This window comes from Orlajensenia leifsoniae (assembly GCF_004570845.1).
Lineage (GTDB): Bacteria > Actinomycetota > Actinomycetes > Actinomycetales > Microbacteriaceae > Orlajensenia > Orlajensenia leifsoniae.
Map to the genome: position 1 here is coordinate 427,554 of NZ_SPQZ01000004.1, position 24,959 is coordinate 452,512.

24 protein-coding genes are annotated in these 24,959 nt (G+C 64.9%); 19 read left to right on the forward strand and 5 right to left on the reverse strand.

Annotation, left to right across the window (positions count from 1 at the left end; all coding sequences use genetic code 11):
• Window positions 1–34 precede the first annotated feature (34 nt).
• Genes E4M00_RS12920 through E4M00_RS12965 form a run of 10 tightly spaced genes read left to right on the forward strand, consistent with a single transcriptional unit; the run spans window position 35 to window position 9,707 of the window.
• Window positions 35–1,243: a glycosyltransferase family 4 protein gene (locus E4M00_RS12920; RefSeq protein ID WP_167756892.1), complete on the forward strand. Its 1,209-nt coding sequence runs from the start codon at window positions 35–37 to the stop codon at window positions 1,241–1,243.
• A 20-nt stretch (window positions 1,244–1,263) separates the two neighbouring features.
• A complete protein-coding gene (locus E4M00_RS12925; protein WP_135120909.1) occupies window positions 1,264–2,322 on the forward strand; it encodes an SDR family NAD(P)-dependent oxidoreductase in 1,059 nt (352 codons plus the stop codon).
• Window positions 2,319–3,419 (forward strand): polysaccharide biosynthesis C-terminal domain-containing protein, encoded by a 1,101-nt coding sequence (locus E4M00_RS12930; RefSeq protein ID WP_135120910.1) that lies wholly within the window; start codon window positions 2,319–2,321, stop codon window positions 3,417–3,419. The genes E4M00_RS12925 and E4M00_RS12930 overlap by 4 nt, the downstream gene beginning before the upstream one ends.
• The gene (gene wecB, locus E4M00_RS12935; protein WP_135120911.1) at window positions 3,416–4,564 is read left to right on the forward strand and encodes a non-hydrolyzing UDP-N-acetylglucosamine 2-epimerase; all 1,149 of its coding nucleotides are present in this window, start codon (window positions 3,416–3,418) and stop codon (window positions 4,562–4,564) included. Before E4M00_RS12930 ends, wecB begins: the two co-directional genes overlap by 4 nt.
• A complete protein-coding gene (locus E4M00_RS12940) occupies window positions 4,561–5,043 on the forward strand; it encodes an acyltransferase (RefSeq protein WP_135120912.1) in 483 nt (160 codons plus the stop codon). The genes wecB and E4M00_RS12940 overlap by 4 nt, the downstream gene beginning before the upstream one ends.
• Window positions 5,040–5,540, forward strand: a complete 501-nt coding sequence (locus tag E4M00_RS12945; RefSeq protein WP_135120913.1) for a hypothetical protein — start codon at window positions 5,040–5,042, stop codon at window positions 5,538–5,540. The genes E4M00_RS12940 and E4M00_RS12945 overlap by 4 nt, the downstream gene beginning before the upstream one ends.
• Window positions 5,521–6,159, forward strand: coding sequence for a glycosyltransferase family 4 protein (locus E4M00_RS12950; protein ID WP_135120914.1), 639 nt, complete (start codon window positions 5,521–5,523; stop codon window positions 6,157–6,159). The genes E4M00_RS12945 and E4M00_RS12950 overlap by 20 nt, the downstream gene beginning before the upstream one ends.
• Window positions 6,152–7,381, forward strand: coding sequence for an O-antigen ligase family protein (locus tag E4M00_RS12955; RefSeq protein WP_135120915.1), 1,230 nt, complete (start codon window positions 6,152–6,154; stop codon window positions 7,379–7,381). Before E4M00_RS12950 ends, E4M00_RS12955 begins: the two co-directional genes overlap by 8 nt.
• Window positions 7,375–8,481 (forward strand): glycosyltransferase family protein, encoded by a 1,107-nt coding sequence (locus E4M00_RS12960; protein WP_135120916.1) that lies wholly within the window; start codon window positions 7,375–7,377, stop codon window positions 8,479–8,481. Before E4M00_RS12955 ends, E4M00_RS12960 begins: the two co-directional genes overlap by 7 nt.
• Window positions 8,478–9,707, forward strand: a complete 1,230-nt coding sequence (locus tag E4M00_RS12965; protein ID WP_135120917.1) for a lipopolysaccharide biosynthesis protein — start codon at window positions 8,478–8,480, stop codon at window positions 9,705–9,707. Before E4M00_RS12960 ends, E4M00_RS12965 begins: the two co-directional genes overlap by 4 nt.
• A gap of 227 nt (window positions 9,708–9,934) precedes the next feature.
• Here E4M00_RS12965 and E4M00_RS12970 read toward each other — a convergent pair whose 3' ends face one another.
• On the reverse strand, window positions 9,935–11,635 hold the full coding sequence (locus E4M00_RS12970; protein ID WP_204773007.1) for a DUF4012 domain-containing protein: 1,701 nt from the start codon (window positions 11,633–11,635) through the stop codon (window positions 9,935–9,937).
• A 321-nt stretch (window positions 11,636–11,956) separates the two neighbouring features.
• On the opposite strand from E4M00_RS12970, the gene E4M00_RS12975 reads away from it, so the two are divergent.
• On the forward strand, window positions 11,957–12,163 hold the full coding sequence (locus E4M00_RS12975; protein WP_135120919.1) for a hypothetical protein: 207 nt from the start codon (window positions 11,957–11,959) through the stop codon (window positions 12,161–12,163).
• Between the two features lie 21 nt (window positions 12,164–12,184).
• Here the strand turns inward: E4M00_RS12975 and E4M00_RS12980 are convergent, their stop codons facing one another.
• The 3 genes from E4M00_RS12980 to E4M00_RS12990 are packed head-to-tail and all read right to left on the reverse strand — an operon-like array spanning window position 12,185 to window position 14,387.
• A complete protein-coding gene (locus tag E4M00_RS12980) occupies window positions 12,185–12,661 on the reverse strand; it encodes a VanZ family protein (protein WP_135120920.1) in 477 nt (158 codons plus the stop codon).
• Window positions 12,658–13,239: a hypothetical protein gene (locus tag E4M00_RS12985; RefSeq protein WP_135120921.1), complete on the reverse strand. Its 582-nt coding sequence runs from the start codon at window positions 13,237–13,239 to the stop codon at window positions 12,658–12,660. Before E4M00_RS12985 ends, E4M00_RS12980 begins: the two co-directional genes overlap by 4 nt.
• Window positions 13,236–14,387, reverse strand: a complete 1,152-nt coding sequence (locus E4M00_RS12990; protein ID WP_135120922.1) for a polysaccharide lyase family protein — start codon at window positions 14,385–14,387, stop codon at window positions 13,236–13,238. The genes E4M00_RS12985 and E4M00_RS12990 overlap by 4 nt, the downstream gene beginning before the upstream one ends.
• 345 nt (window positions 14,388–14,732) lie before the next feature.
• On the opposite strand from E4M00_RS12990, the gene E4M00_RS12995 reads away from it, so the two are divergent.
• Together E4M00_RS12995 and E4M00_RS17985 are read left to right on the forward strand one after the other, a co-directional pair.
• Window positions 14,733–15,638, forward strand: coding sequence for a hypothetical protein (locus E4M00_RS12995; protein WP_135120923.1), 906 nt, complete (start codon window positions 14,733–14,735; stop codon window positions 15,636–15,638).
• A 176-nt stretch (window positions 15,639–15,814) separates the two neighbouring features.
• Complete coding sequence (locus tag E4M00_RS17985; protein WP_204773008.1) at window positions 15,815–16,747, forward strand: nitroreductase family protein; 933 nt, start codon at window positions 15,815–15,817, stop codon at window positions 16,745–16,747.
• A 129-nt stretch (window positions 16,748–16,876) separates the two neighbouring features.
• Here E4M00_RS17985 and E4M00_RS13005 read toward each other — a convergent pair whose 3' ends face one another.
• Complete coding sequence (locus E4M00_RS13005) at window positions 16,877–18,193, reverse strand: UDP-glucose dehydrogenase family protein (RefSeq protein ID WP_135120924.1); 1,317 nt, start codon at window positions 18,191–18,193, stop codon at window positions 16,877–16,879.
• 215 nt (window positions 18,194–18,408) lie between these two features.
• Between E4M00_RS13005 and E4M00_RS13010 the strand changes: the two genes are divergently transcribed.
• Genes E4M00_RS13010 through E4M00_RS13035 form a run of 6 tightly spaced genes read left to right on the forward strand, consistent with a single transcriptional unit; the run spans window position 18,409 to window position 24,904 of the window.
• Window positions 18,409–19,458, forward strand: coding sequence for a glycosyltransferase (locus E4M00_RS13010; RefSeq protein ID WP_135120925.1), 1,050 nt, complete (start codon window positions 18,409–18,411; stop codon window positions 19,456–19,458).
• Window positions 19,455–21,047, forward strand: coding sequence for a lipopolysaccharide biosynthesis protein (locus E4M00_RS13015; RefSeq protein ID WP_135120926.1), 1,593 nt, complete (start codon window positions 19,455–19,457; stop codon window positions 21,045–21,047). Before E4M00_RS13010 ends, E4M00_RS13015 begins: the two co-directional genes overlap by 4 nt.
• On the forward strand, window positions 21,044–22,297 hold the full coding sequence (locus E4M00_RS13020; protein WP_135120927.1) for a polysaccharide pyruvyl transferase family protein: 1,254 nt from the start codon (window positions 21,044–21,046) through the stop codon (window positions 22,295–22,297). Before E4M00_RS13015 ends, E4M00_RS13020 begins: the two co-directional genes overlap by 4 nt.
• On the forward strand, window positions 22,297–22,824 hold the full coding sequence (locus E4M00_RS13025) for an acyltransferase (RefSeq protein WP_135120928.1): 528 nt from the start codon (window positions 22,297–22,299) through the stop codon (window positions 22,822–22,824). The genes E4M00_RS13020 and E4M00_RS13025 overlap by 1 nt, the downstream gene beginning before the upstream one ends.
• Window positions 22,821–23,936 carry a glycosyltransferase gene (locus tag E4M00_RS13030; RefSeq protein ID WP_135120929.1) on the forward strand — a complete coding sequence of 372 codons (1,116 nt, stop codon included), beginning with the start codon at window positions 22,821–22,823 and terminating at the stop codon, window positions 23,934–23,936. The genes E4M00_RS13025 and E4M00_RS13030 overlap by 4 nt, the downstream gene beginning before the upstream one ends.
• A complete protein-coding gene (locus tag E4M00_RS13035) occupies window positions 23,933–24,904 on the forward strand; it encodes a glycosyltransferase family 2 protein (RefSeq protein ID WP_135120930.1) in 972 nt (323 codons plus the stop codon). Before E4M00_RS13030 ends, E4M00_RS13035 begins: the two co-directional genes overlap by 4 nt.
• Window positions 24,905–24,959: the final 55 nt, after the last annotated feature.

Consider the following 24,959-nt stretch of genomic DNA (forward strand, 5'->3'; position numbering starts at 1 on the left):
CCCGCCCTCCAACGAAGGCATTCGGATCTTGATCGTGACGCAGTACTATCCGCCAGAGAACGCCTTGGTCCCCTACGACATCGCCGTAGGCCTCTCGGCGCTCGGCCACTCGGTATCAGTCATCACGGGCTTCCCCAACTACCCGCACGGCAGGATCTTCGAGGGTTATCGCCGTCGCTTCCGCCACGAGGAGTGGGCCGATGGAATCAGAGTGCGGCGTGTCCCACACGTGGTTAGTCATTCGAGGAACCCGATCGGCCGAATCGCCAGCTACGTGTCATTCGGATTGTCGACGCTGGCCGGTAGCTCTCAGGCCTATCGTGCCGACGTCGTCTATGTCTACGCCACGCAGATGACGGCCGCGATCGCACCGATGTACTGGTGGTCACGGCGAGGGATTCCTTACGTCCTTCACATTCAGGACTTGTGGCCCGAGTCCATCACCGGCTCATCGATGATTCCTGGCGGTTCGTTCGTCTCCCGAGCTGTCGAGGCGGTGCTTGGACCTTGGCTGACGCGCGCATACCGTCGAGCCGCCGCTGTGGTTGCGATCTCACCGACCATGAAGGACATCCTCGTGGCTCGAGGAACTGCCCAGAGGTCAGCGCATACGGTGCTCAATTGGGCACTTGATGCGCCGGAGTCGGAGGAGGGTCCGCGCCGGATAGCCGGCACGACAGAGACGCTCAACATCTTGTACGCAGGCACAGTCGGAGGTATGCAGGGGCTGGATACCGTAATTGAGGCTGCAGCCCTCCTTGAAGAGCGGTCGAACATCCGCATCGATGTCGTAGGCGACGGGCCCGCGCTCTCGAGCCTTCGCTTGTTGGTCGAGAAGTTGGGTGTCGAAACCATCCGATTCCACGGCAGAATTCCCAAGTCCCAGGTCCGCCCTTTCTACGAACGCGCCGACTTCCAGTTGGTCACGTTGAGGGATGTCGACATTGCCCGCGGCACCATTCCGTCGAAATTCCAGTCGAGCATGGCGTGGGGGATCCCCATCCTCACAAATATTGCGGGCGACGTCGCCACCCTGGTCGGCGCGAATGGGCTCGGTTTGGTGGCCGAACCCGGCTCCGCCAGGGATCTGGCGATGATTTTTGAGCAGGCTGGGAAATTGAGTGCTACGCAACGTCGGAGGATGAGCGCCAATTGTACGCGCGTGTATGAGCAGACGATGCAGAAAACTTACGGTGTGGGTGAAATCGCAAGAATCCTTGTAGACGCATCCGTCCGAAACTAAGAAAAAAGGAAGATAAAGCTGTGAACCACGCTGAATCAGATCACTACTCCGGCAAAAAGGTGCTGGTCACCGGCGGCACCGGTTCCTTCGGCCACACGGTTGCGCAGAAGCTGCTCACCGAGGGCGTAGGCGAGGTGCGGATATTGAGCCGCGACGAGGCCAAACAGGACCTCATGCGACACGAGATCTCTGATGATCGTGTGCGCTTCTACGTGGGCGACGTGCGTGACTACCTCAGCGTGGAACGGGCGTCAAAGGATGTCGACTATGTGTTCCACGCAGCTGCCCTCAAGCAGGTCCCCTCGTGCGAGTTTTTCCCCATGGAAGCAGTGCGGACGAATGTCATCGGTAGCGAGAATGTCGTCCGCGCATCGGAAGCGAATGGTGTGAGGTCGCTGGTTTGCCTCAGCACCGATAAGGCTGTCTACCCCGTCAACGCCATGGGCATGTCGAAGGCGATGATGGAAAAGGTCGCCCAGTCTCACGGGCTGAACAACCCAAATGCGACGACCACGGTTTCGTGCGTGCGTTATGGCAACGTCATGTATTCACGTGGCAGCGTCATCCCACTGTTCATTCGGCAGCTAAAGGAGGGGAAGCGGCTGACGATAACCAACCCCGACATGACGCGGTTCATGATGTCGCTCGACGACTCCGTCGGGCTCGTCGAATTTGCGTTCACAAACGCCAAGCAGGGTGACCTGTTCATCCGGAAGGCGCCGTCGTGCACGGTGCGGGACCTCGCAGTCGCGGTTTCGAATCTCTTTGGTGTCACCCCAGACATCGACGTGATCGGTACCCGTCACGCCGAGAAACTTTCCGAGGCGTTGGCGAGCAGGGAAGAACTCGCTCGGGCCGCCGACATGGGCGACTATTTCCGCATCGCTGCGGACGCCCGTGATCTCAACTACAGCCTCTACGTGGATGAAGGCGACGTTCGGCAGACGCAATTTGCCGACTACGACTCGCACACTGTCGACCGGATGGACGTGTCTGCAGTCGAGCGCCTGCTCTTGAGCATCCCCGAGGTTCGGCGCGAGCTTCAGGGCGCTGGGCGGCCGATTGAGGCGATCGGATGACCGCGGCGCGAACAGTGGTCACCGGCGCCAGCGGATTCCTCGGCTGGCACACCCGCGGTGCGCTGGCATCGTCCAACGTGGAGTCAGTCTCCCTCTCCCTCGGCGAAGAATTCGATGTAAACACGGCTGTAGGACTCCTCAACGGTTGTGAGCGGCTCGTCCATCTCGCTGGGGTGAATCGGGGTGCCGACGCAGAAGTGCTCGAGGGCAACGTTCAGTTCGCTCGCCAAGTCTTGACGGCTCTGGAGCGAGCAGATAACCGGCCCGCCATCGTGACGTTCGCCAACTCGGTGCAGTCGGGCAATGGATCTGTGTACGGCGACGCCAAGCAGAGTGCGGCCGCGATCCTCCGTAAGGGCTGCGCGGCGCTCGGTATCGCGTTCGAGGACGTCGAGTTGCCGAACATCTTCGGCGAACACGGTCGCCCTTTCTACAACTCGGTGTTCGCCACGTTCGCAACCCTGGTCGCACGCGGCGAAACGCCGGTAGTCGATGTAGATCGCGAACTAACGATGCTTCACGCGCAGGACGTCGTTGACGTACTGATCGGATCCGCGACCGTTGCCGCCCTCGAGGAGCGGAGCCGGACGATTTCGGTGAGCGCCCTGGCTGCGATGCTCGAAGAGATGGGATCGACCTACGCGCGGGGGGAGATCCCGGACATTTCCACGCCGTTCCTCCGCGACGTCTTCAACTCATACCGGTCGTACTCCGTCCCCGGCAGCATTCCGATTCGCCTTCATCGAAACGCGGATGCGCGCGGCTCGTTCTTCGAGATCCTCAAGTCGCACGGCGGCACTGGTCAGACATCCTTCTCCACCACAGTTTCGGGGGTGACGCGGGGCCAGCATTTCCACCGACGTAAGGTGGAACGGTTCGTGGTGCTCTCCGGCAACGCGGTCATCTCCCTGCGGCGCTTGTTCAGTGACGAAATCATCTCCATTGAGATCGATGGAAATGACCCGGTGGCGGTCGACATGCCCACCATGTGGAGCCATAACATCACGAACACGGGATCCGGCGACCTTTACACCGCCTTCTGGACCAACGACCTCTTCGACCCACTCAATCCAGACACCTTCGCGGAGGCAGTATGACCGGCTCAGGCAAGCTCAAAGTGATGACGGTCGTCGGAACGCGGCCGGAAATCATCCGCCTCTCCGAGACCATCAAGCGTCTCGACGAATACACCGATCACGTGCTCGTGCACACCGGCCAGAACTATGACTATGAGCTCAACGAGGTATTCTTCGAGGACTTAGGGCTGCGGCGGCCCGATATCTTCCTCGGTGCGGACACGAGTTCCCTGGGCGCCGTACTCGGCTCGGTGCTAACTGGGGTTGAAGCAGCAATCAAGAGTGAGCGCCCGGATGCCTTCCTGGTGCTCGGTGACACGAACAGTTGCATCTCGGCCGTGATCGCCAAGCGGATGAAGGTTCCCGTGTTCCATATGGAGGCAGGGAACCGGTGCTTCGACGAGAACGTACCCGAGGAGACAAACCGCCGACTCGTCGATCACGTCGCTGACTACAACCTCGTCTACACGGAGCACGCTCGACGAAACCTGCTTGCGGAAGGAATCCATCCCTCGCGGATACAGCTGACTGGTTCACCGATGAGGGAGGTGCTCGCCGCTAGTGCAGACGCTATCAATGACAGCGACGTCCTCCATAGCCTCGGCTTGGAGCCGCAGGGCTATTTCTTGGTGTCTCTACACCGCGAAGAGAACGTCGATGACCCGACGCGGCTAACCTCCGTGCTTGAGGCGCTGAACACGTTGTCGAGCGACTACGAACTTCCCGTCCTAATCTCCACTCATCCGCGCACTCGACAACGACTCGACGGGCAGCCAGCCGAACTCACGCGCGGTTTGCAATTCCATCCGCCGTTCGGGTTCAACGACTACAACCAACTTCAGTTGAAGGCGAAGCTGGTCTTATCGGACAGTGGCACAATTAGCGAGGAATCGAGCCTTCTGGGCTTCCCTGCCGTCACTCTGCGCGACGATATCGAACGTCCCGAGTCACTTGATACGGGCGTCATTGTCACAACGGGTGTCGACACGGCAGGGATCCTCGACGCTGCTCGAGTGATGCTGTCGCTGTATGAGCGCGACGGCAATGCCTCCACGCCGGTTGAGTACCTGATCGACGACACCTCCCGACGCGTTGTTACGTACATGCTGTCGAAGGTTCGAAACCACTATCAGCGTTCGCGAATTCGAAGTCGGGCATTGTCGTGAAGACGTGGCTGGCGCGCGTTTCAGTCGGCACGGTGCGAACATCGCGAAGGTGGGTGCTCTGGGGTAAAAGTCACGGCCACATTGAGTGGGGCGAGAAGTTCGTCGTCGGGCCTCGGGCGAGAGTTGCGCGTGGCGTCGATATCGCCGTCGGTGATCGCGTGAATATCGGAGCTGACGTCGTCGTTCAGACCCACTTAGAAATCGGCGACGATGTCATGGTGTCGTCATCGGTTGCGTTCATCGGGAACGATCACGATTTCTCCGACCCCGCGTTGTCTATACAGCAGCAGCCGCTTCTTGAGCGCAGTCGCATCCTGCTCGGTGGGGACAATCTCATCGGATTCGGTACGACAATCCTCGGAAACGTCACAATAGGGCGGGGAGTTATCGTCGGTGCCGGGTCCCTTGTAACGAGCGATTTGCCCGCCGATACGGTCTGCGTCGGTCGACCGGCGAAGCCAGTTCGGGCGAGAAGATGACCGTCGAACGCATTCGCGTGTTGATTGTGTATCCGTTTGCCCCGCACTATCGACGAGGGATCTTCGATGCCCTGCAAGCCGACGAACGGTTGGATGTGGAGTTCGCGTCGGATCCGATAGGGCGAGGTGGGATTGCAGTCATCCCGAGCGCCGAGTTCGGCATCCACCATGCCGCTCCAGTGCGGTCGATTGGGTCGCTGAAATGGCAGTCGCGGGTCCTCGGTCTCGTCGGCCGCCGGCGGTACGATGCCGTGGTATTCCTCGGCGACGCCTCATACGTCACAACCTGGCTATCTGCCTGCGTTGCTCGCGCACGATCTCAGGCGGTGTTGTTCTGGACAATCGGGTGGCATCGTCCGGAACGCGGATTGAAGCGCGCATTGCGCCTCATCTTCTATCGATTTGCCAACGTTCTTCTTCTCTACGGCGAGATGGCTCGTTCCATTGGCATCAACATGGGGTATCCCCCCCCGACGGATGGTCGTCATTGGGAATAGCCTTGAGGCTCTCGACGAGCGAGGCTCCGAGTCACTGTCAATCTGTCCGGAATTGGAGGGCAGTCGCCCCATCGTCGGCGCGATCATCAGGTTGACCGATGTGAAAAAATTGCATCTACTCGTAGAAGCTGCCCACTTGCTTCAGCAAACAGGTTCGCCGGTAACGATCGTCCTCGTGGGTGAGGGCCCCGAGCGCGAACCGCTTGCCGCCCTAGCGCGCAAACTTGGCGTCGATCTAAGGATTCTGCCGTCGATGTATGACGCGGTCGATATCGCGCGGATCTATTCGGCAATGAAAGTCTGTGTCGTACCTGCAGCAATCGGGCTTACTGCGATACAGAGCTTGCAACACGGCACGCCTGTGATTAGCGACGACGATGCCTACGGGCAAATGCCAGAGTGGGAGAGCATTCGGCCGGGGGTAACCGGCGACCATTATCGGAAGGGCGACGTCGCCGATCTCGCTTCAGCGATCGCGCGGTGGGTCGACAATACCAACCTCGCCGCTGACGAAATCTCCGAGAATTGTCTACACGAAGTGGCATTGAATTGGTCGGTGAGTCGACAGCTCGAGCTGATTGTTTCGGCCGTTCAAGCAACGATTGCATGCGATGTCTGAAGCCAGAATGAACCCAACCCCAGTCGTCGCTGAGCCGGGCCCTGCGAGTAGCGGTGTCAGCGGGCGAATCGGGACGGTAGATGCTGTCCTGTCGATACTTCTCGTCACCATCGGGCTCGGAAATCTCGTTCTTCCAGTCGAACTGCAATCTGTCGGTGGCATCGATTATTTGCTCGGCTCTCTAATGCTCGTCGCGGTCTTGCTACTCTTCCGACTTCGGCTGATTCTGAAACAGATCCGCCACCCTGCCCTAATGCTGCTGTTTGCGGCGACACTCGTACCAGGTCTGGTAGCCACCGAGCCGAATGCATATGGCACTCAGAAGATGCTCGGGTTCGGCATCGCATTCGTTTTACTTATCGCTCCCGCCGCGTTCGCGGACTACCAGAAGTGTGTACGTTTCATGGTTGCGTGCGTGAGCGTTCTCAGCGTTGGCTTCTCCTTACTCGTGTTATTCGGGAGCGTAGCGTCGAGCTCAGGCAGGCTGTCAGTGTTGGGGATGAACCCCATCGGCATCGCAAGGGTGACCGCCCTTTTCGCCATCGTTGGCGTTGTCCTTCTCGTCGTCGGGGCGCGTCCGGTTCATCGCATCCTCATCGTGCTCGGTATCGTTGCATCGTTGGTCGCAACCATCACGACTGGTAGCCGCGGGCCGCTGCTCGGCGTCGTAATCGCGGCCGTATTGTCCCTAATGGCTGTCGCTTCGAGGCGGCGGCTTCGGCCGTTTGCTTTGGTTGTGCTGGCAGTCGCCTTGGGCCTTGGATACTACTGGCTCCAAGCCTCAGCAAATATCGGATTCCAACGCGTCCTCGTCGGCGATGACTCCGGTCGAGGGCCGCTTTATCAGCTCGCAACCGAATTAGCTTGGCAGAGACCCGGAGGAATAGGCTGGGGAAATTTCGCGTTCTACGCGCCGTCTTGGGTGGAACCTGGAAGTGTCACGCTTTACCCGCACAACATCGAATTGGAATTCTGGTTGGAAGGCGGCATCGTCGCCCTCATCGGACTATTGATGCTCGTCGGTACGGCATCGGTGTGCAGTTTCCGCTCCTACCGTGAGGGGGGGACTGCACTCCAACTCATCGTCTTCGCCCTAATTGTGTTCACGGTTGCGAACGCTCAATTTTCGAGTGACATCGTTGGGAATCGTTTTCTGTGGCTCGCGCTTGGTCTCGCGTTTGCCGGCCATGTTCGGTTGAAGGAGAGGCCAAAACGGTGGTGACCCTATCCGCGGATACTCTACTCATCGTTGAGTCTGGGACGAGCGGGCATCTCCTTGTTTACGTGCGGATCCTTTGCGATCAAGCATTGGCGAGTGGGCGCAAGGCGGTCGTCCTTCTGTCAGAAGGTGCCGACCGCTCACCGGAGTACGCCCAGAATCTATTGCCACTCCTCGGTGAGGGCGTGCGCGTGGAGTTCAGGTCCCGTTTAACCCTTCGTGTGGTGTCTGAAAGGGCCAAGGCTCACAGGGCGAGCCTTATCGTCATCCCGCACGGAGATATTCTCGGGCCACGGATGGGATTGCGCCTCGGTTGGAGGGCGAGTCCGCCAATAAGGCTTCTGGTAATGCGCGATCCACGATGGGAAGTTCCTGCGCCGCTACGGCGGAGAATCAAGAATCTTGCAAAACTGAAACTCCTCGAGCGCGCGAGCCGGAAGCGGAATGTCACCGTGGTGTGGTTACGCGAACCCGCCTTTGCTTCGTCCGGAACAGAGCTTTTCGCCGTCGACCCCTTCATAGCCGACGCGACTTTCGCCGAGCTGGTTGCGGATTCTCAGCGGCTCAAGAAGAAGCTGGATCTCAGGCCCGACAGGTTGTGGCTCTGCATCACGGGGGCGATCACCGACAGAAAGAACGTCCCCCTCGTCCTGGAAGCGCTCAGAATCTTGGCCGAGCGAGTGGGGCGGGACCAATTCGGACTGTTGCTGTTTGGGCCGGTGCGCACGACGGCCTCCGATAAAGCCGGTTGGATTGCCTACGCTGACACGCACAACCTGTTGATTCGGATCGAAGACTCGTTGATTTCAAACCGTGAGATGAACGCCGTAATGCTTGCGAGCGACATCAGTGTCATGGCGTACTCGACCCATTCACCGAACTCGACGCTGGGGAAGGCGTTCGCTCTCGGAGTTCGTATCGCTGTCGCTGGGCCACCGTCTGTGGTCGGGTTCGCCGCGAAAGTAGGCAACGGGGCTACTTCAACTCTCGACGCGAGGGGGCTGGCCGAGGCGATACTTGCGACCGTTAAGTTCACCCCCGAAGTTCGCTTTGACGCAGTCTCCGAAGCAAAGTTTGCGCGTTCAGTCTTAGGAATTGAATGAGTGAGCGAAGAGCGTTTGCCGCGGGGGCGACCACAAATCTTGCAGCGAACCTACTTGGTGCGCTGCTAAGCGCGCTGTCGATTGTGGTCACCATCCGTTCGCTCGAAGTGGTGGATTGGGGCACGTCGGCAGCGCTTCTCGGAGTCGGTCAATTTCTGGGAAGTTTGATGAGCTTCGGGACACCGACCATGCGTATCAGAGACTACAGTCGGCTTTCCCCTCCCGAAGCTGCCGTGCGCGGAGGTGGCGAGGGCTATTCGCGACTGATAGTCGGGGTCGGAGTCGTCGCAATCGGCAGCGGGCTGGCGGTCCCTCTTCCATTGGTCGGAGTGGTGGTGATCCTGGCTGGCGGGGTGTTCGTGAGCCTCGGGGCTACGAACGTCCTGATAGCGCAACGAAGATATGTCGCCGCCGGCATACTGCTGACGATGGAAAAAACGCTTAGCCTCACGATCGTCTCCCTGCTTGCTTTGAATGGTGGGATCGTAAGTGCGACGCTTCCGCTCAGTGTTGCCATCGCCGGCATCTCGGCAGGTGTTCTCTCGCAGGCCATGCTCGGCGCTCGGGGCAGAGCACTCAGAGACGGTGCGAAGCTTTCCAATATCGCTAGTCAATGGAGAGGCTCCTCGTACTTCGGACTCGCGAGTGTGTCGCCGTCCGTCCTGCTTATGGATGTGGCAGTCGTGGGGTCCGTTGCGGGTGGCATCGTTGCGGGGCAGTATGCCGTGGGTTCCCGCCTAGTGGCTCCCCTCAGTGTCGCCGCCACCACCATTACAGCCGTCGTTCTCCCTCATCTCTCGACACGCAAACCAGCTCGATTCCATTTCAGAATGGGCGCGAAGTCGTCGGTGGTGCTTGGCGCGCTGGCGGCTCTTTTCCTTGCCGGGGTATGGGTGGCACCGCTGCTCCTTGAGGCAGTTCTGGGGTCGGAGTATCGAGATGCCGCCGGGGCAGTGCGGTTCTTCATACTTAATGCCGGTATCGTTTTACTGACGCGAACCGGAGTCTCTGTCCTGCAGGCCTGGGGCTTCGAACGTTCCGCCGGCCTATTGGTTGCAGGTCAGGTCGCCCTATGCATGGTGGGCCTAGTTCCGGGTGCGATAGTCGCGGGGCCAACGGGAGCGGCTGCGTCCGTTTTCTTCACGAATGCATTTCTGGCGATCGCACTTTGGATCGCGATCAGGGCAGCGATTCGGGACGAGGATGGGCGCCATCCGGCTGTCTGACCACCTGATGTGGGGCCCAGCGCCGGTTGCGAGCAACCCATTTGTGATCCGACGTACAGGCACTATGGCCTTTACCGACGTTGAGGCGAGCGGCTTGAGAATGTCAGGCTCTTTCACGACGACAGGGATTTCTTAAACGTTACGGGGCTTGGGGCGAGGCGACGGGCGTCGAGGTGCCTGATTGGATCGCCAAATCCAGTCGAGCCGTGTGGGTCCGGAGCGCTGGCTTACGGGGTCGGGCCACAATTGAAACCCTTCGAAGTAATGGGGGTCGGTGTCACCATCGGGGTCACAGCCGCGGCAAGTTCTCTTTCTTCAGTGCCGGGCGTCGTGAAGGAGAAATGCACAGAAGTTGCGCCGCCCGGGGCGATGACAACGGGTACCTTGCCAACGGGATACTGAGTGTCGTGGAGCGCCGGAACGTCCTGATCTACTCCGTCGACGGTCAATCCGGTGATCGTCGATCCGGGGGGCGCGTAGAGCATAAGGATGACCCGTTGCTCGCCGGGCTGGAGCTTCTCCCTCTCCCATTGGCCCGTGATCGACACCGACAGATCTTCGGCATCGGTAGGCACGGTACTCGATAGATCGATTTGGACGCCATAGCTCGGTAATCCATCGCCGCAGATACCGGCCTCGAGCGTCACGGCTTGGCGTAGGTAGTAGTTCAATTTCGATCCGACCGCGTCTTGAAGGTAGATGCCGACTCTTTCGGTGTCGACATCGCTCTTCGGCAGAGGCCCGTTAACCTTCATTTCAGCGAACGCCCTCTGCTCGTCCTCATGAGCGCTCCACAGCATCACGCGGCGCTCGGACAATCCCTGCCCTAGTCCGGCGATAGTCGCGTTGGGCTCCAGCGAGCCGCCCATGAGCTGAGAAAATGTCGCCTGCACGACTTCACCGTAGATCGCATCCTGCGCGAGATTGTCCTCGCCAACTGCGCCGCTGTCGAACCGCGTGTACACAGTGTTGAGCAGGAAAGGCACCAGCGACTTGCTGTCGATCACGTCGCCGGTCGAGATGGTCATGGGAGCGGATGCCCGGAGGATGTAGCTCAGCGCGACCGGGTCGATCGATATGACGCCGTCGAGAGGTGTTCCGCGGAATTGGGTGAAGTTCGCCTGGATGATCTCGGCCGCTGATGCGAAGTCAGGGCGGAGCGTCGCGTTGGCGATGAAGGTTCCGTAGATGCCATCGGGGTAGACCGCCTCGGCACCAGCGGGGATGGGAACGATCGAGCCGTCGGTCTTCGGGAAACTATCGAAGCCAGCCGGCACGATGGAGTCGATCGCGATGCGACCGGCGTCGACCTTGAGAACGGCGAACGAGAGGGCAGTGCCACCGAGCGCGCGCGACTCAGCGTTGTTCTGGAAGACGACGGCGTAGGTGCGAGGTCCGTCGGCACCGAGCAACTGGGGGACCAGCGGGATGACGGTACCCATCGTCTCGATCGGCGTCGCCAGCTCGGAGAGTTGCGTCCGGAGGGACTTCGCAACGGCGGTGATCTGCGGGATGGTGCCCGACGTGTCGAGTTGCTTCATCTCTTTCTGTGCACGCGCCATTGACGTCGCAGCGCGCTCGACCTCGGGCGTTGCCTTCACGAAAGGCTGTGGGTCGAGCGCGGAATCCTTGGGAACGATCGACGCGGGGTTGATCGTGCCGAGCACGCCGACGAGAGGGCTGGCGACATCCGTCATCACGAGATTCGTGACGCTCGCCAGCTGGCGCACCGCGTGCAGGTTCGCTCCGGCTACAGGAACCAGCTCCATGGCGCGCCAGACGGGATCGCTCGTGAGCGAGGCGGCTGATGCGGTCGAGTCCGAGATCTCGCTCACGGTTCGCTGGGCCTTCTCGACATCGAATGCCAGAGCCTGCGTCTTCAGGGTCGAGATCTTCGCCTGGGCGGACTCCAGCTCGGTCTTGGCCATCCAGCCTCGGATGCCGACCCAGGCCACGGCGGCGATGAGGAGAACCCCGAGCCCGGCGAGCGCCCAGATCCAGACGCGGCGCGTACGTCGCTTGCCTCGTCGTGAGGCGCGACGAGTGTCCGGAAGGTCAGGCATCCGAGCATTCAACCATGAGCCATCTGGGATCTTCCCGAACGACGACCCCGTGAGGGTGTTCCGGCCACGAAATGCCCCGGAATTCCCCCGCGGACTGGGGTGTTCCCGTCCAGCCACTGTTCACCATCGCTCGGTAGCATTCAGGAGTCCCGCGCTTTCGGGTAGTGCGGGCAGGCCGGGAGAATCATGAGCTCCGCACACGTGACCGCTTCGCAGCGATCCACAGGGGACACCTTCGACGCCGTCGTGCTCGAAGCGCCGATCTCGGGTCTGAATGGGCTCGCCGGCCGTGCCGCGTCCGCCGGCATCCTGCTCCTGGTCGCACCGCTTCTCATCGTGGTAGCGCTCGTCGCCCGGCTCTTCGGCGCGATCTCCGGCGAGAACCGCCGCTGACCTTCTCCGCCGGGCGCGTGCTCAGCGAGGAGAAGCTGACGCGGGCACGTGGCCCTGAGCCCGGCGCGGCGTCGATGTCCGGCGGGCGATGAGCGTGCCGATCAGCAGCACGAGGAGGCTGCCGATGAGCGCCCCCACGGTGTTCGCGATCACGTCGCGCACACTGGGGTAGCGGTCGGGCAGCGCGACGAGTTGGATGAGCTCGATCCCCGTCGAGAGGACCACGGCCGCCAGAGTCGAGAGCCACCACAGGCGCCGACCGAGCAGAACGGTCAGGATGATTCCGAACGGGAGGAACATCACCACGTTCGACGTGAACTCGATGATGTCGTAGGTGACCCACGGAAGGCCGTGCTCGTGGAACCAGATGATCGAGGCGTACACCTCGTGGTTGGCCGGCTTGTCGACGGGCTCCGGCCAGAGGACGACGAGCGCGAGCACGATCAGGTAGACCGCCAACAGCACGCCGGCCAGAAGTCTCCGCCGAGACGGGCTCATGCCACCACGTACTCGGGGTAGCCGTAGACGATGTTGGCGTCCCAGGGCTGACCGTACCGGCGCACGAAGGTCTGGTCATGCGGCAGGAAGTCCGGCACATCGCCCTCCACCGTCGCGATGGCACCCGCACTCGTCCGCTCGACGTACCCGGCGTGGAAGATGCTCTCGACGGGCCCATCGCTGTAGAAGATCACGGCGCCGTCGCGCGGCTCGGTTCCGACCTGGCCGAGAGCGCTGAAGTGCTCGTACAGCTCACGCGCGTCGCGCGTCTGCGGCACGGCGTTCTCGCGCAGCAGCCACGACACGTACAACGTGCTCCACGTCGTCGTCGCTGCGGCATCCGCGCTCCACGGGCTCGCCGCGAGTCTCATGCCGGCACTGCCGAGCGCCTCCGTCCGCACCTCGTCGAGCGTGCGAGTCGGAATCGGGGCGCTCGTGGGCGTGGGGCTGGACGCCCCACCCGCTCCGGGGACGGCGGGTGCGGCATCCCGCGGCAGCAACGCAACCGCCGTAGCTCCGGCTGCCACCGTACCGAGGGCGGCCACGATCACCGTTCGACGACGGATGCCGCCGCTCATGGCTTCGCTCCGTTGCGGTACGAGCGCGGGTCGGCCTCGGCCACCGTGCGGGCGATCCTGTGGCCGGTCTGGTACATCGACACCACCGGGAACCTGTTCGCGACGCGGTAGATCTGCATGTCGGTTCGGAAGGCCTCGGAGTCAGGGCGGGCGAGCACGCGGGGCACGCGGTGCGCGCCGTTGACGAAGGGAACGGGCTGCACTGTCGTGGCAGCCCCCTGGTTGACGTAGGTCTCGATCCATCCCTTCGAGATGGAACGCGAGACGTGGATGCGCAGCACCACGTCGGTCCAGCGGCCCCGCCGATAGGGAAGGGACAGGTAGGGCCACGGGTCGCCGGCGTTCAGCTCGTTGCCCCGGATGACGAACTCGTCGAGCGGGTCGCTGGCCAGGCGCCTGTCGGCGTGCAGCACCAGCGGAGATCCCTGCACGTAGGGCGGGCCGTAGAACTGGAACAGCGCTATGTAGCCCGTGGCGTCGGGGCCCTTCGGATTCGCCGGATCGTTCTTGGGATAGACCGTGGGGAAGTCCGCCGGGGGCATGAAGGCGAAGCCCACGCAGAACTCGTCGCCCTCGACGATGTTGCGCCGGCTCGACGACTGGAAGCGCACCGTGGTCTTGGTCGGCTGTTCGGCGTCGTAGCGGGCGCTCTCGGGAACCGAGATCTTGGCGACCTTGCGCGCCGACCCCAGGATCGGGTCGTTGACGAGCTGCACGTACTTCGCTCCGACGACGGCACCGTGGCCGGCTTTCCACTGCTCGAGGGTGCCGTCGTACTTCGCGGCCCAGGCCAACTCGGACCGCCATCCGCCCGTCGGCAGGGAGTCCTTCTGGAATCGGTTCGCCGTGGCGACCCCGATGAATGGCGAGGTGATGGTGACGCCGTCGACCACAGCGCGGGCGCGGATCCAGAAGACCCCGTCCGACGGCGTCGGCGTGACGTTGTCGACGAGCTTCCTGGTGGTGTTCCAGGCGATGTAGTACTTGCCGCCGCCTACGCCCTTCGCCTCGCGGGTGCCGAACTCCGGAACGCCGACGATGATGGTCACCTTGGAGACCTTCGTGCCTCCGGTGATCTTGGCGACGACATTGACCGTGCCGGAGACCCTCGACTCCGTGGCAGGCGAGATGATCGCGATGGTGGCCATCGGTTCTCCTCCCTCGCGCGGATGCTGCAACTCAGTTCACATCGCGAGGGGTGGACTTCAGGGAAGCGAGTGTCGGTAGCCAGAGCCGCATCATCGGTCCAGCATCATTGCCCGTTCCCTCGCGCCGAACGTGGCCATCTCGACGAGGGCCATGTCACGGTTCTCACAAGTTATAGGGGGCATCCGCAAAGCGCAAGGACGCCTCGCCGCCCCGAGAAACGGTTGCGTGTCGATCCTGTTAACAACATGAGGCATCCGTGTTTTCGGCCTCACCGCGTTGTTAGAGTCATGCCGAATCGGCCGCCCGCACGTGCGGGTCGGGCCGTCGGTGAGCCAGGAGGCAGCATGCCCGGAACGCGCCCAACGTCGATCGATGCCCCACTTCCGACGCTTCTCAACCGACGCACGGTGCTGGGCGGTGCCGCAGGTGGACTCCTGCTCGGCGCGCTCTCGACGGGAGGCGTCGCGCAGGCCGCGACCTCGCCCATCCCCAAGCTGCCCTATGAGGTGAGCCGCAGTGCCGTGCGGGTGACGAAGCTCGGCAAGAAGCAGTACGAGGCCATCGACGTGGTGCTCGGCACCGACAGGGTGCGCATCTTCGTGCCGTACGCATCGCTTCCCGGGACGAAGAAGGCCATCGGTGTGCTGTGGTTCTTCCACGCCAACGGATCGGACTACACGTCCATCGACGGCGCGTACAAGTACGGCGCCGAGATGGCCGTCGACCAGGGTGCCGTGTGCGTCTGCGCCAACTACGGCGGCAGTCTCTGGACGACGCAGCCGGCCATCCAGGCTCAGGTGAACGTGTCGAAGTACGTGAGCACGGTCTGGAAGGTCGGGCTGAGCTTCATGCGGGGCAACTCCGGTGGCGGTTCCCTCATGTGCTACTCCTACGGCAAGAAGCTCGTGCCGGCGGCGCGCGGCATGTACATGGCCAACGCGACGTACGACATGGAGGACCTCTTCGACCGCGACCCCGTGCGCATCGCTCCGGTGTACGGCAACAACCGCGCGCTGGCCATCGCCACCAACCCTGCGCGCTTCGACCAGTCGGCGTGGAAGGGCACGCGCGTCAAGACCGTGGTGTCGTTGCTCGACCCGCTCGTCACGCCGTCGAAGCACGGACTCGCCCTGGCCGACAAGGCCAGGCCCGTCGCGACCGAGGTGATCGTTCAGTACCACGATCAGGGTCACGTGGTTCCCGGATGGACGCAGACGGACATGATCAAGACGTTCCAGTCCTGGATGTAGAAGGTGGAGGGAACGTCGCGTTGATGGCGCTTCGGCGCGCTCGCTTCGCTCCCGTGCCTCTGCGGGCGGGGCGTCGGTGGGAAATCGAATGTGCAGCGTCCCGTAATCCGCCCTTAACACCACGTCTGTACCCTGAATGAGGGGTATCTGCCCCGTCTCTCGGGGGAGGACAGATCATGGCAGGTGTACGGGAACTGGTTCGAAAGCCGGTGCGCATGGTGCGCAGACGGTTCGCGATGGGAGCGGAGTTCGCCCGCGACTACCGCGCCTACAGGACGACGGCGGCGCCGACGGATGACGCCGCCAGCACGGAGCTGTCGGGCATCCATCTCGAGACCCAGGTGACGAAGGACTATCACCGCGTCGAGAAGGGCCTGAGCCTGCGCTCGCCGAAGCACCCGTTCGGTGACGCGGTCGATCGGCGACTCGCGATGCTGGTTCCGGCGGGAGCGGCCATCGATGAGGGCTACCAGGCCTTCGCCGTCGATGCGCGCGAAGCGCTGGCCGGCTGGAACACCGCCGGCTCACTGAGCGACATCGTGAGCCCGATGGCGGCGCCGAGCGATGCCATCGATCCCGAGCTGCTGGAGCAGTTCTTCGCCTCGCGCCACAGCGTGCGTGACTTCGACGAGCATCGCCCCGTCGACCCTCGCCTCATCGACGAGGCCGTGCGCCTCGCCGGGAGCACGCCATCGGTCTGCAATCGCCAGGCCGCCCGGGTGCACGTCTTCGAGGGCGCTGAGGACAGCGCCCGCATCCTCGCCCACCAGAACGGCAATGCGGGCTTCCGACACCACGTGCGCACCGTGATGATCGTCACGGTGGAGCGCGGTCTGTTCGCCGGTGCCGGGGAGCGCAACCAGCGCTGGGTCGACGGCGGGCTGTTCGCCATGACCCTGGTCTGGGCGCTGCACGGCCTGGGGCTCTCGAGCTGCATGCTCAACTGGTCGATGACCAACGCCCGCACCGACGCGCTGAGGCAGGAGGCCGGCATCCCGGCATCCGAAGACGTCATCTGCCTCATCGCGGTCGGTCATGCGCCGGCAGACGGCTACAGGGTGGCGCGTTCGCCGAAGCGTCCGTTGTCGCAGGTGCTCACCCGGCACTGAGTGCAGGAACGCCCCGCCCTGCCGTGAGGCTGGGGCGGGGCGTTCGTGCTGCGCTTCGGCTGCGGACTGCGTCCGGGCCTCAGCGGGCGGGGGCCGCGGACTGCGTCCGGGACCCCCGCGAGAGGAGCGTCAGGGGCGGCCGAGGCCCTTGTAGGTCCAGCCGTCGGCGCGCCAGGCTGCCGCGTCGAGGCAGTTGCGTCCGTCGATCACGATCTTCGCTCCGACGAGGGCGCTGGCGTACGCCGGCTCCATCTGGCGGTACTCGTTCCACTCCGTGACGATCACGACGAGGTCGGCTCCGGTGAGCGCCTCGGCGGTGTCGGTCACGTAGTCGAGCTGCGGGTGCAGTCGACGCGAGTTCTCGATGGCCTCGGGGTCGGTGGCGATCACGTCGGCGCCGAGACCCTTGAGGCGCACGGCCACGTCGAGGGCCGGCGAGTCGCGGATGTCGTCGGAGAACGGCTTGAAGGCGAGTCCGAGCACGGCGACACGCTTGCCGTTCACCTCGCCGTCGAGGGCGTCGACAGCGAGGTCGACGACCCGCTGACGGCGGCGCAGGTTGATGGCGTCGACCTCCTTGAGGAAGGCGACGGACTCACCACGGCCCAGCTCCTCGGCACGTGCGGTGAAGGCGCGGATGTCCTTGGGGAGGCATCCGCCGCCGAAGCCGGCTCCGGCTCCGAGGAAGCGCCGGCCGATGCGGGCGTCGTAGCCGATGGCGTCGGCCAGCTGCGTCACGTCGGCGCCTGTGACCTCCGCGATCTCGGCCATCGCGTTGATGAACGAGATCTTGGTGGCGAGGAACGCGTTGGCCGACACCTTGACGAGCTCGGCCGTGGCGTAGTCGGTGGTCACCAGGGGAGTGTCAGCCGCGATCGCCGTCGCGTAGCACTCGCTCAGGAGCGACTCGGCCCGCACGGCGGCCTCGGGCTCGGGCGGGAGGCCGTAGACGAGACGGTCGGGCGTGATCGTGTCCTGCACGGCGAATCCCTCGCGCAGGAACTCGGGGTTCCACGCCAGGATCGCGTCGGTTCCGGATGCCGCGAGCTTCTCGGCGAGACGGGCTGCCGTGCCGACAGGCACGGTCGACTTGCCGGCGACCAGGTCGCCCGCGGAGAGGTGCGGGATGAGCGCATCGATGGCCGCGTCGACGTAGGTGAGGTCGGCGGCGTAGGAGCCCTTCTTCTGAGGGGTTCCCACGGCGACGAAGTGCACCACGGCACCGGCGGCATCCGCGATGTCGGTGCTGAATCGCAGCCGACCCGAGTTCACGCCCGAGATCAGGATCTCGGGAAGTCCGGGCTCGAAGAACGGGGCACGCCCCTCAGCCAGTGCGGCGATCTTCGTTTCGTCGACATCGATTCCGATGACGTCGTGCCCGAGTTCGGCCATGCTGGCCGCGTGCACTGCTCCGAGGTAACCGCATCCGATGACTGAGATCTTCACGCTTGGCCTTTCGTTGATTTCACTTGCGAGCCACGGCGCACGCGTCTGGTCTTCCAAGTTGTACCAAACGCCCATCCGTGAGTGTTGCTCACACGTTACGACCGGGTGTACATCTCGCGACACCCAGCGTACCGGCGAAAATCCGGCGGTACTGTCGGCAGGAGGTTCAGTGTCGTTCCACCCCTTTCAGATCGTGCAGAGACGACAAGGCGCCCATGACTTCCAGCACTTCCAGCAGCACCCTCCCGCTGTCACCCGTGCCATCCCGGCCGCTCGTGGTGCAGCACACCCTCGCTCCGCCGGACGGCCGCACCAAGTACGTCGACATCATCGTCGACGGCGCATCGCCCGACGTCAGCATCCGGTACTTCACCTGGAAGGGTGCGCTCTCGGCCGACTACGACGTGCTCCACGTGCACTGGCCCGAGCTCATGATCCGGGGGAAGAAGTCGTGGAAGCGTTTCGCCCGGCGCCGCGCGCTGCAGGTGCTCGTCTTCAGGCTGAAGCGCAAGCGCATCCCCATCGTGCGCACCCTGCACAACGTCACCCCGCACGAGGAGGGTTCGGCGGCCGAGAACCGATCGCTCGACCTCATCGACAGGTCCACCTCGCTCTACCTGCGGCTGAACCCCACGACCGAGCTCCCCACGGACGCTGAGGCCGTCACCATCCTGCACGGTCACTACATCGAGAAGTTCGCCCAGCACTCGCTGCCGCCGCGCGAACCCGGCCGCATCCTGTACTTCGGCATCATCCGCCCGTACAAGGGCGTCGACCTGCTGCTCGACGCCTTCCGGGAGCTGCCGGGCGACGACCTCACCCTGCGGGTGGTCGGCAGCCCGAGCGTGGGCCAGCGCGAACTGGTGGAGGAGCGCGTCGCCCGCGACCCGCGCACCTCGGCGCTGCTCGCCTACGTCGACGACGACGTGCTGGTCTCCGAGATCGGCCAGGCCGAACTCGTCGTGCTGCCCTACCGCGAGATGCACAACTCGGGCGCCATCCTGGTGGCACTCTCGCTGTCGCGCCCGGCCCTCGTGCCGCGGTCACCGGCGAACACGGCGCTCCGCGAGGAGGTCGGGCCCGGCTGGGTCATCGAGTACGACGGTGAGCTCACCCCCGAGGTGATCGCCGAGGCGCTCCAGACCGTGCGCACCGTGGCCGCCGATGATGCCCCCGACCTGTCACGTCGTGACTGGAAGGTCCTCGGCGAGGAGCACGCAGCTGCCTACCGCCGCGCCATCGAGATCGCGCGGGCCGTCCGATGACGCGTACCGAGCGCCGACCGGCCGACGGCGTCGAGCAGTCGCTCGCCACCTCGGCCTCGCGCGGCGCCGTCGTGATGATCGGCGGGCAGGCCGTGCGCGTGATCGTGCAGCTCGCCGGAGTGGTCATCCTCGCTCGCCTGCTCGGACCGACGGACTTCGGCCTCGTGGCCATGGTGACGGCCGTGATCGGCATCGGCGAGGTGTTCCGCGACTTCGGCCTCTCATCGGCAGCTGTGCAGGCCAAGACGCTCTCGCCGCACCAGAAGGACAACCTGTTCTGGATCAACACGGGCATCGGCGCCGTGCTGACCGTCGTGACGTTCCTGCTCGCCAGCCCCATCGCCTCGCTCTACGGCGACGACAGGCTGCGCCTGCTCACCGAGGTGCTCTCCATCACCTTCCTGCTGAACGGCCTCTCCACCCAGTTCCGCGCCGACCTCGGGCGTCACCTCGGATTCGGTCGTCTCGTGGTGGCGGATGCCGTCGGCCAGGCCATCGCGCTCGTCGCCGCCATCGTCGTCGGCGTGATGGGCGGCGGCTACTGGGCGCTCGCCGTGCAGCAGGTCGGGCAGGCGGCCCTCGTGCTCATCGTGCTGGTGATCGTGACCGACTGGTATCCACGCGGCATCCATCGCCATGCCGGAATGAAGCCGTTGCTGTCCTACGGCGTCACGGTCTTCCTGGCGCAGATGCTCAACTACGTCAGCCGCAACGTCGACTCCGTCATCATCGGCGCCCGGTTCGGACCGGCATCCCTCGGCCTCTACAACCGCTCGTTCCAGCTGGTGATGCTGCCGCTGCTGCAACTGCAGGCCCCGGCCACCCGCGTCGCGCTGCCCGTGCTGTCGCGCCTGCAGGACCAGCGCGACAGGTTCAACGCCTTCATCAGCTTCGGCCAGACCACGCTGTTGGCCATCGTCGGCCTCATGTTCGCGTTCCTCGGAGCCCAGGCGACGGCCGTCGTCTCGATCATGCTGGGCGAGCAGTGGCTGGAGGCCGTTCCGGTCTTCCAGATCCTGCTCATCGCCGGCTGGTTCCAGGCCGCCGCCTACGTGAGCTATTGGGTGTTCCTCTCCAAGGGCCTCACGAAGGAGAACCTCTGGTCGGCCCTCGTCACGCGTCCTCTCACGATCGGGCTCATCCTGCTCGGGTCGCTGTGGGGCGTCTACGGAGTCGCGGCCGGCTTCGCCCTCGGCCTCGGCATCACCTGGCCGATCGCCCTCTTCTGGATCAGCAAGGTCTCCGACGTCGACGCCAAGCGCCTGTTCCTCAACGGCCTGCGCATGATCATCGTCTTCGGCATCGCCACGGGCGCCTCCTACGCGTCGACCCTCGCCGTGCCGGCCGACCAGCCGCTGCTCCACCTCGCCATCGGATCCGTCGCCCTGCTCGGCATGCTCGCGCTGGAGGCGGCCATCTGGCCGCGCTTCCGCGCCGACGTGCTGCAGGTCATCGGCGCCCGTCGCTACCTCAGCCGTGCTCGGACTGCTCCGGCCAGCCAGGCTTCAGACCCCGACGCTCCATCGGCATCGGCATCCGCCACCTCGACCGACACCCCAGAACCGACGACCCGAACGGAGAAGGAATGAGACGCCGCATCCAATCCAGACTCCTCCGCACGTGGAGAGACCTGCGCTACAGTTCCGGGCTGCCGCCCCGACAGGATCGCGCGACGGCCCGCCGGGCGTCCGCAGCACTCCCGGCATCCGCAGCGCGGAACGTGCACCTGCTCATCGCCGCCCCCGGGCGGGGCAACATCGGCGACCAGGCGCTGTTCGAGGCCTTCCTCGAGAACGCGCCCGGCCCGATCATCGCCATCGTGCGCGAGACCGACGACTTCGTCGTCCCCGATGCCGTGAGCTCGAAGGTGGAGGTGTTCCCCCTCCCGAGCCTCGTCTACGGAGAGGGGCCGGCGCACGAGCAGGCCATCCGCACCTTCGTCGAACTGCTGCGGAGGGCACGCAGCCTCTCCATCATCGGCGCGGACATCATGGACGGCCGCTACAGCCTCCGCGGCTCGGTGCGCCGCGCCATGCTGGCCGAGATCGGCGCGATCGAGGGCGTCCCCACCCGCATCGTCGGCTTCAGCTGGAACGGGTCGCCCAGCTTCGGTGCCCGCCGAGCCCTGGTCAGGGCCAGTCGTGCGGGTGTCGTGCCGCTGCTCCGCGATCCCCGCTCGGCCGAGCGGGCGATCGAGCACGGGATCAGCAGCGTCGAGCTCGTCGCCGACATCGTGTTCGCCGCGACGACGACGGATGCGAGCGTCGCGACCCCGGCCGTGCCGTTCGCCATCGTCAACGTCAGCGGCCTGATCGCGCGCACGACCGACCAGACCGCCCAGTACCGGCGCATCATCGACCACCTGCGCTCGGCCGGGCTCCACGTGGTGATCCTGCCGCACGTGATCAAGGACCTCAGCGACGACCTCGTCGCCTGCCGCGCCGTGGCCGAGGTGGTCGCGGGCCCCGACGTCACCTTCGTCGAGGAGCTGTTGCCGCCGGCCCAGATCCGGGCTCTCGCCGCCCAGGCGACGGTCACGGTGACGGGCCGGATGCACCTGTCGATCATGTCGCTGATGGGCGGCACCCCAGCCGTGACGATGGCCACGCAGGGCAAGGTCGAGGGACTGATGGAGCTCATCGGAGCCCCCGAGCTGTGCGTGTCTCCGGCCGGCGACTTCGCCGGGCCCGTCATCGCATCGCTCGCCCACGTGATGCCCCCGTCGTCGGCGACCCGAGCGGCGATCACGGCCGGGCTGCCCCGGGTGATCGAGCTGGCCAGGGCGAACACCGCCGGCCTCGACGAGCCCGTCCTGAGCGCGGCTGGGACGTCGAGCTGATGGGCGGCCTCAAGCAGCTCATCGCCACGACCATCGCGCCGAGCTCCCTCTGGTCGCCGCGGGTGCGGGTGCGCCTGCTGCGCTTCTGCGGCGTCACCGTCGGTACCGGCACCCGCATCCGTCCCGGCATCCGTTTCATCGAGAGGGTCGACCTGCTGAGCATCGGGGACGGATGCTTCATCAACGTCGAACTCCTCGTCGGATCGAACTCGCCCGTCGTGCTCGGCGACAGGGTGTCGCTCGGCCCGCGGGTCCAGCTCGTTCCGACGACCCACGAGATCGGTCCGGCCTCCGCCCGGGCCGGAGCCTCGGTCAGCGCCCCCATCACGATCGGCGATGGAACCTGGATCGGCGCCGGCACCATCGTGCTCGGCGGCGTCACCATCGGGTCGGGGTGCATCGTCGCCGCGGGATCCGTGGTCACGGCCGACTGCGAGCCCGATTCGCTCTACGGCGGCACCCCTGCGCGCCGCATCCGCGCCCTCGACGTCGCCCCAGAAGCCAGCAGCACCCAAGGAGTCAGATGAGCCAGCCCGACGCACCACTGCGCATCCTGTTCGTCGTTCCCTCGCTGCACGGCGGCGGGGCCGAGTTCGTGGCGCGCACCTGGATGGGCTGGCTGGTCGAACGCGGCCACTCCGTCGCCGTCGTGACGACCTCGGCCAAGGCCACCGACACCTACCTGCCCGAGGGGGTCGTGCACTACCAGATCGCCACCGCCGGGGGTCACGTGGGCAAGTCGCGAGCCCTCATCGCCATCTTCGGCGGCTTCAAGCCGGATGTCGCCGTGAGCCTGCAGGCGCACGCCAACCTCGTGCTGCTGACGGCCGCCGCTCTCAGCCCCAAGTCGCGTCGTCCACCGGTGATCATCAGCGAGCGCAACCTGGTCTCGCTGGGTCTGGCCGACTCCGACCTGCCGCACAAAGTGAAGATCGGCTTCGCCCGACGTATGTACGGCCGGGCCGACCACGTGATCGCGATCTCGCATCCCGTCGCCGGCGAACTGGTCAGCGGCTTCGGCGTCTCGGGGGAGCGCTGCACGGTGGTCGCGAACCCCGCCACGGCGAAGGTGGCCGGCATGGACCGCGTCGTGCGCGTGCCGGGAACGGTCGGTGGCCTGCAGCTCGTGCTGGCCGCCCGCCTCGTCGCCCAGAAGCGACCGGAGTTGGCGATCCACGCCGCGGCCGAGCTCAATCGCCGCGGCATCCCGACGGAGGTGATCTCCTTCGGCGGTGGTCCGCTGCTCGACTCGGTGACCGCGGAGGCCGAGCGGCTCGGGGTCTCCTTCGACGACAAGGGCTGGGTCGAGGACTGGTTCTCGCACTTCAAGCCGAACTCCGTCGTGCTGCTGCCGTCGCTGCGTGAAGGCTTCGGCAACGTGCTCGTGGAGGCCGCGGCCGCCGGAGTACCGTCCGTCGCCGTCTCGGGCGCCCTCGGCGTCGCCGACGCCATCGTGCCCGGCATCACCGGCGAACTCGCGCTCGGCCCGACGGCGGAGCAACTCGCCGACGCCGTCGAGCGTGCGAGCGCCATCGACGTCACCGGCATCGACGCCTGGCTCGACCGTTTCTCCGTGGGATCCAGCGGAAGGGATCTCGAGACCGTGCTGCAGATGGTCGCAGCGGACGGCCCGCGATGACGAGCGTCGACGTCAGCGTCGTCATCCCCGCCTACAACGCCGCCGAGTTCCTGGGCGACGCCGTAGAGCGACTGCTGCGCCAGACCATCGCCGTCGAGATCGTGGTGGTCGACGACGGCTCGCGCGACTCGACGGCCCGGGTGGGCGCTGCGCTCGCCGAGAGGCATCCGTCGGTCGTCTTCGTTCCCCTCGCCGAGAACGGGGGAGTGGCAGCGGCCCGTGAGGCCGGGGTCGCGGCGTCGTCGGGGCGGTTCATCTGGTTCGTGGATGCCGACGACGAGTGGACGACGGATGCAGCCGAGACGCTGCTGGCCGCCGCAGACGGGTTCGCGGCCGATGTGGTGTGCGCCGGCGCCGAGTACCTCTCGGTCGACGGATCGCGGCGCCCGGTTCCCTCCCTGCCGCCGGGCACCGTCGACGGCGCGACGGCCTTCAGGGCCATGCTGCTCGGTCGGGTGAGCGGGCACCTCTGGAACAAGCTGTTCGCCCGCAGACTCTTCCCGGCCATCACCTTCACCCGCTCGCGGGTGCACTCCGACCAGGCCATGGTCGCCCAACTCCTGGTGGCGGCCGAGACCGTGGCCGGCATCCGCGACACCGTCTACACCTACCGGTTGCGCAGCGGGTCGATCATCAGGTCGAACACCCAGCGGGCGCAGTCACTCGAGCAGGTCGGCGCCGTCGTGCGCGACTGCGCTCGCCGCGTCGGTGCAGGCGACGGCCGCGAACTCGAGTACTACACGGCGCGATTCTCGCTGCTGTCCCGCATGAAGGACGCCACCAGCGGTGCCTACACCGAGCAGGAGTCGCGCGCCCTGGTGCGCACGGCCCGCGGCGAGATGACGCCGGCGGTCGTGCTCTCGCTCGCCCGCGCCCGCGAACCGCAGCGCTTCGCCCTGCTGGTCGCCGCCCGCACGAGCATGCCGCTCTACCGCCGCATCATGAGCAGTCGCGGCGCCCGCGAGTGACCTGGGAGCGATCAGGCGACGGATGCCGCGAGGCGGAGGTGCCGCGAGGGCAGGC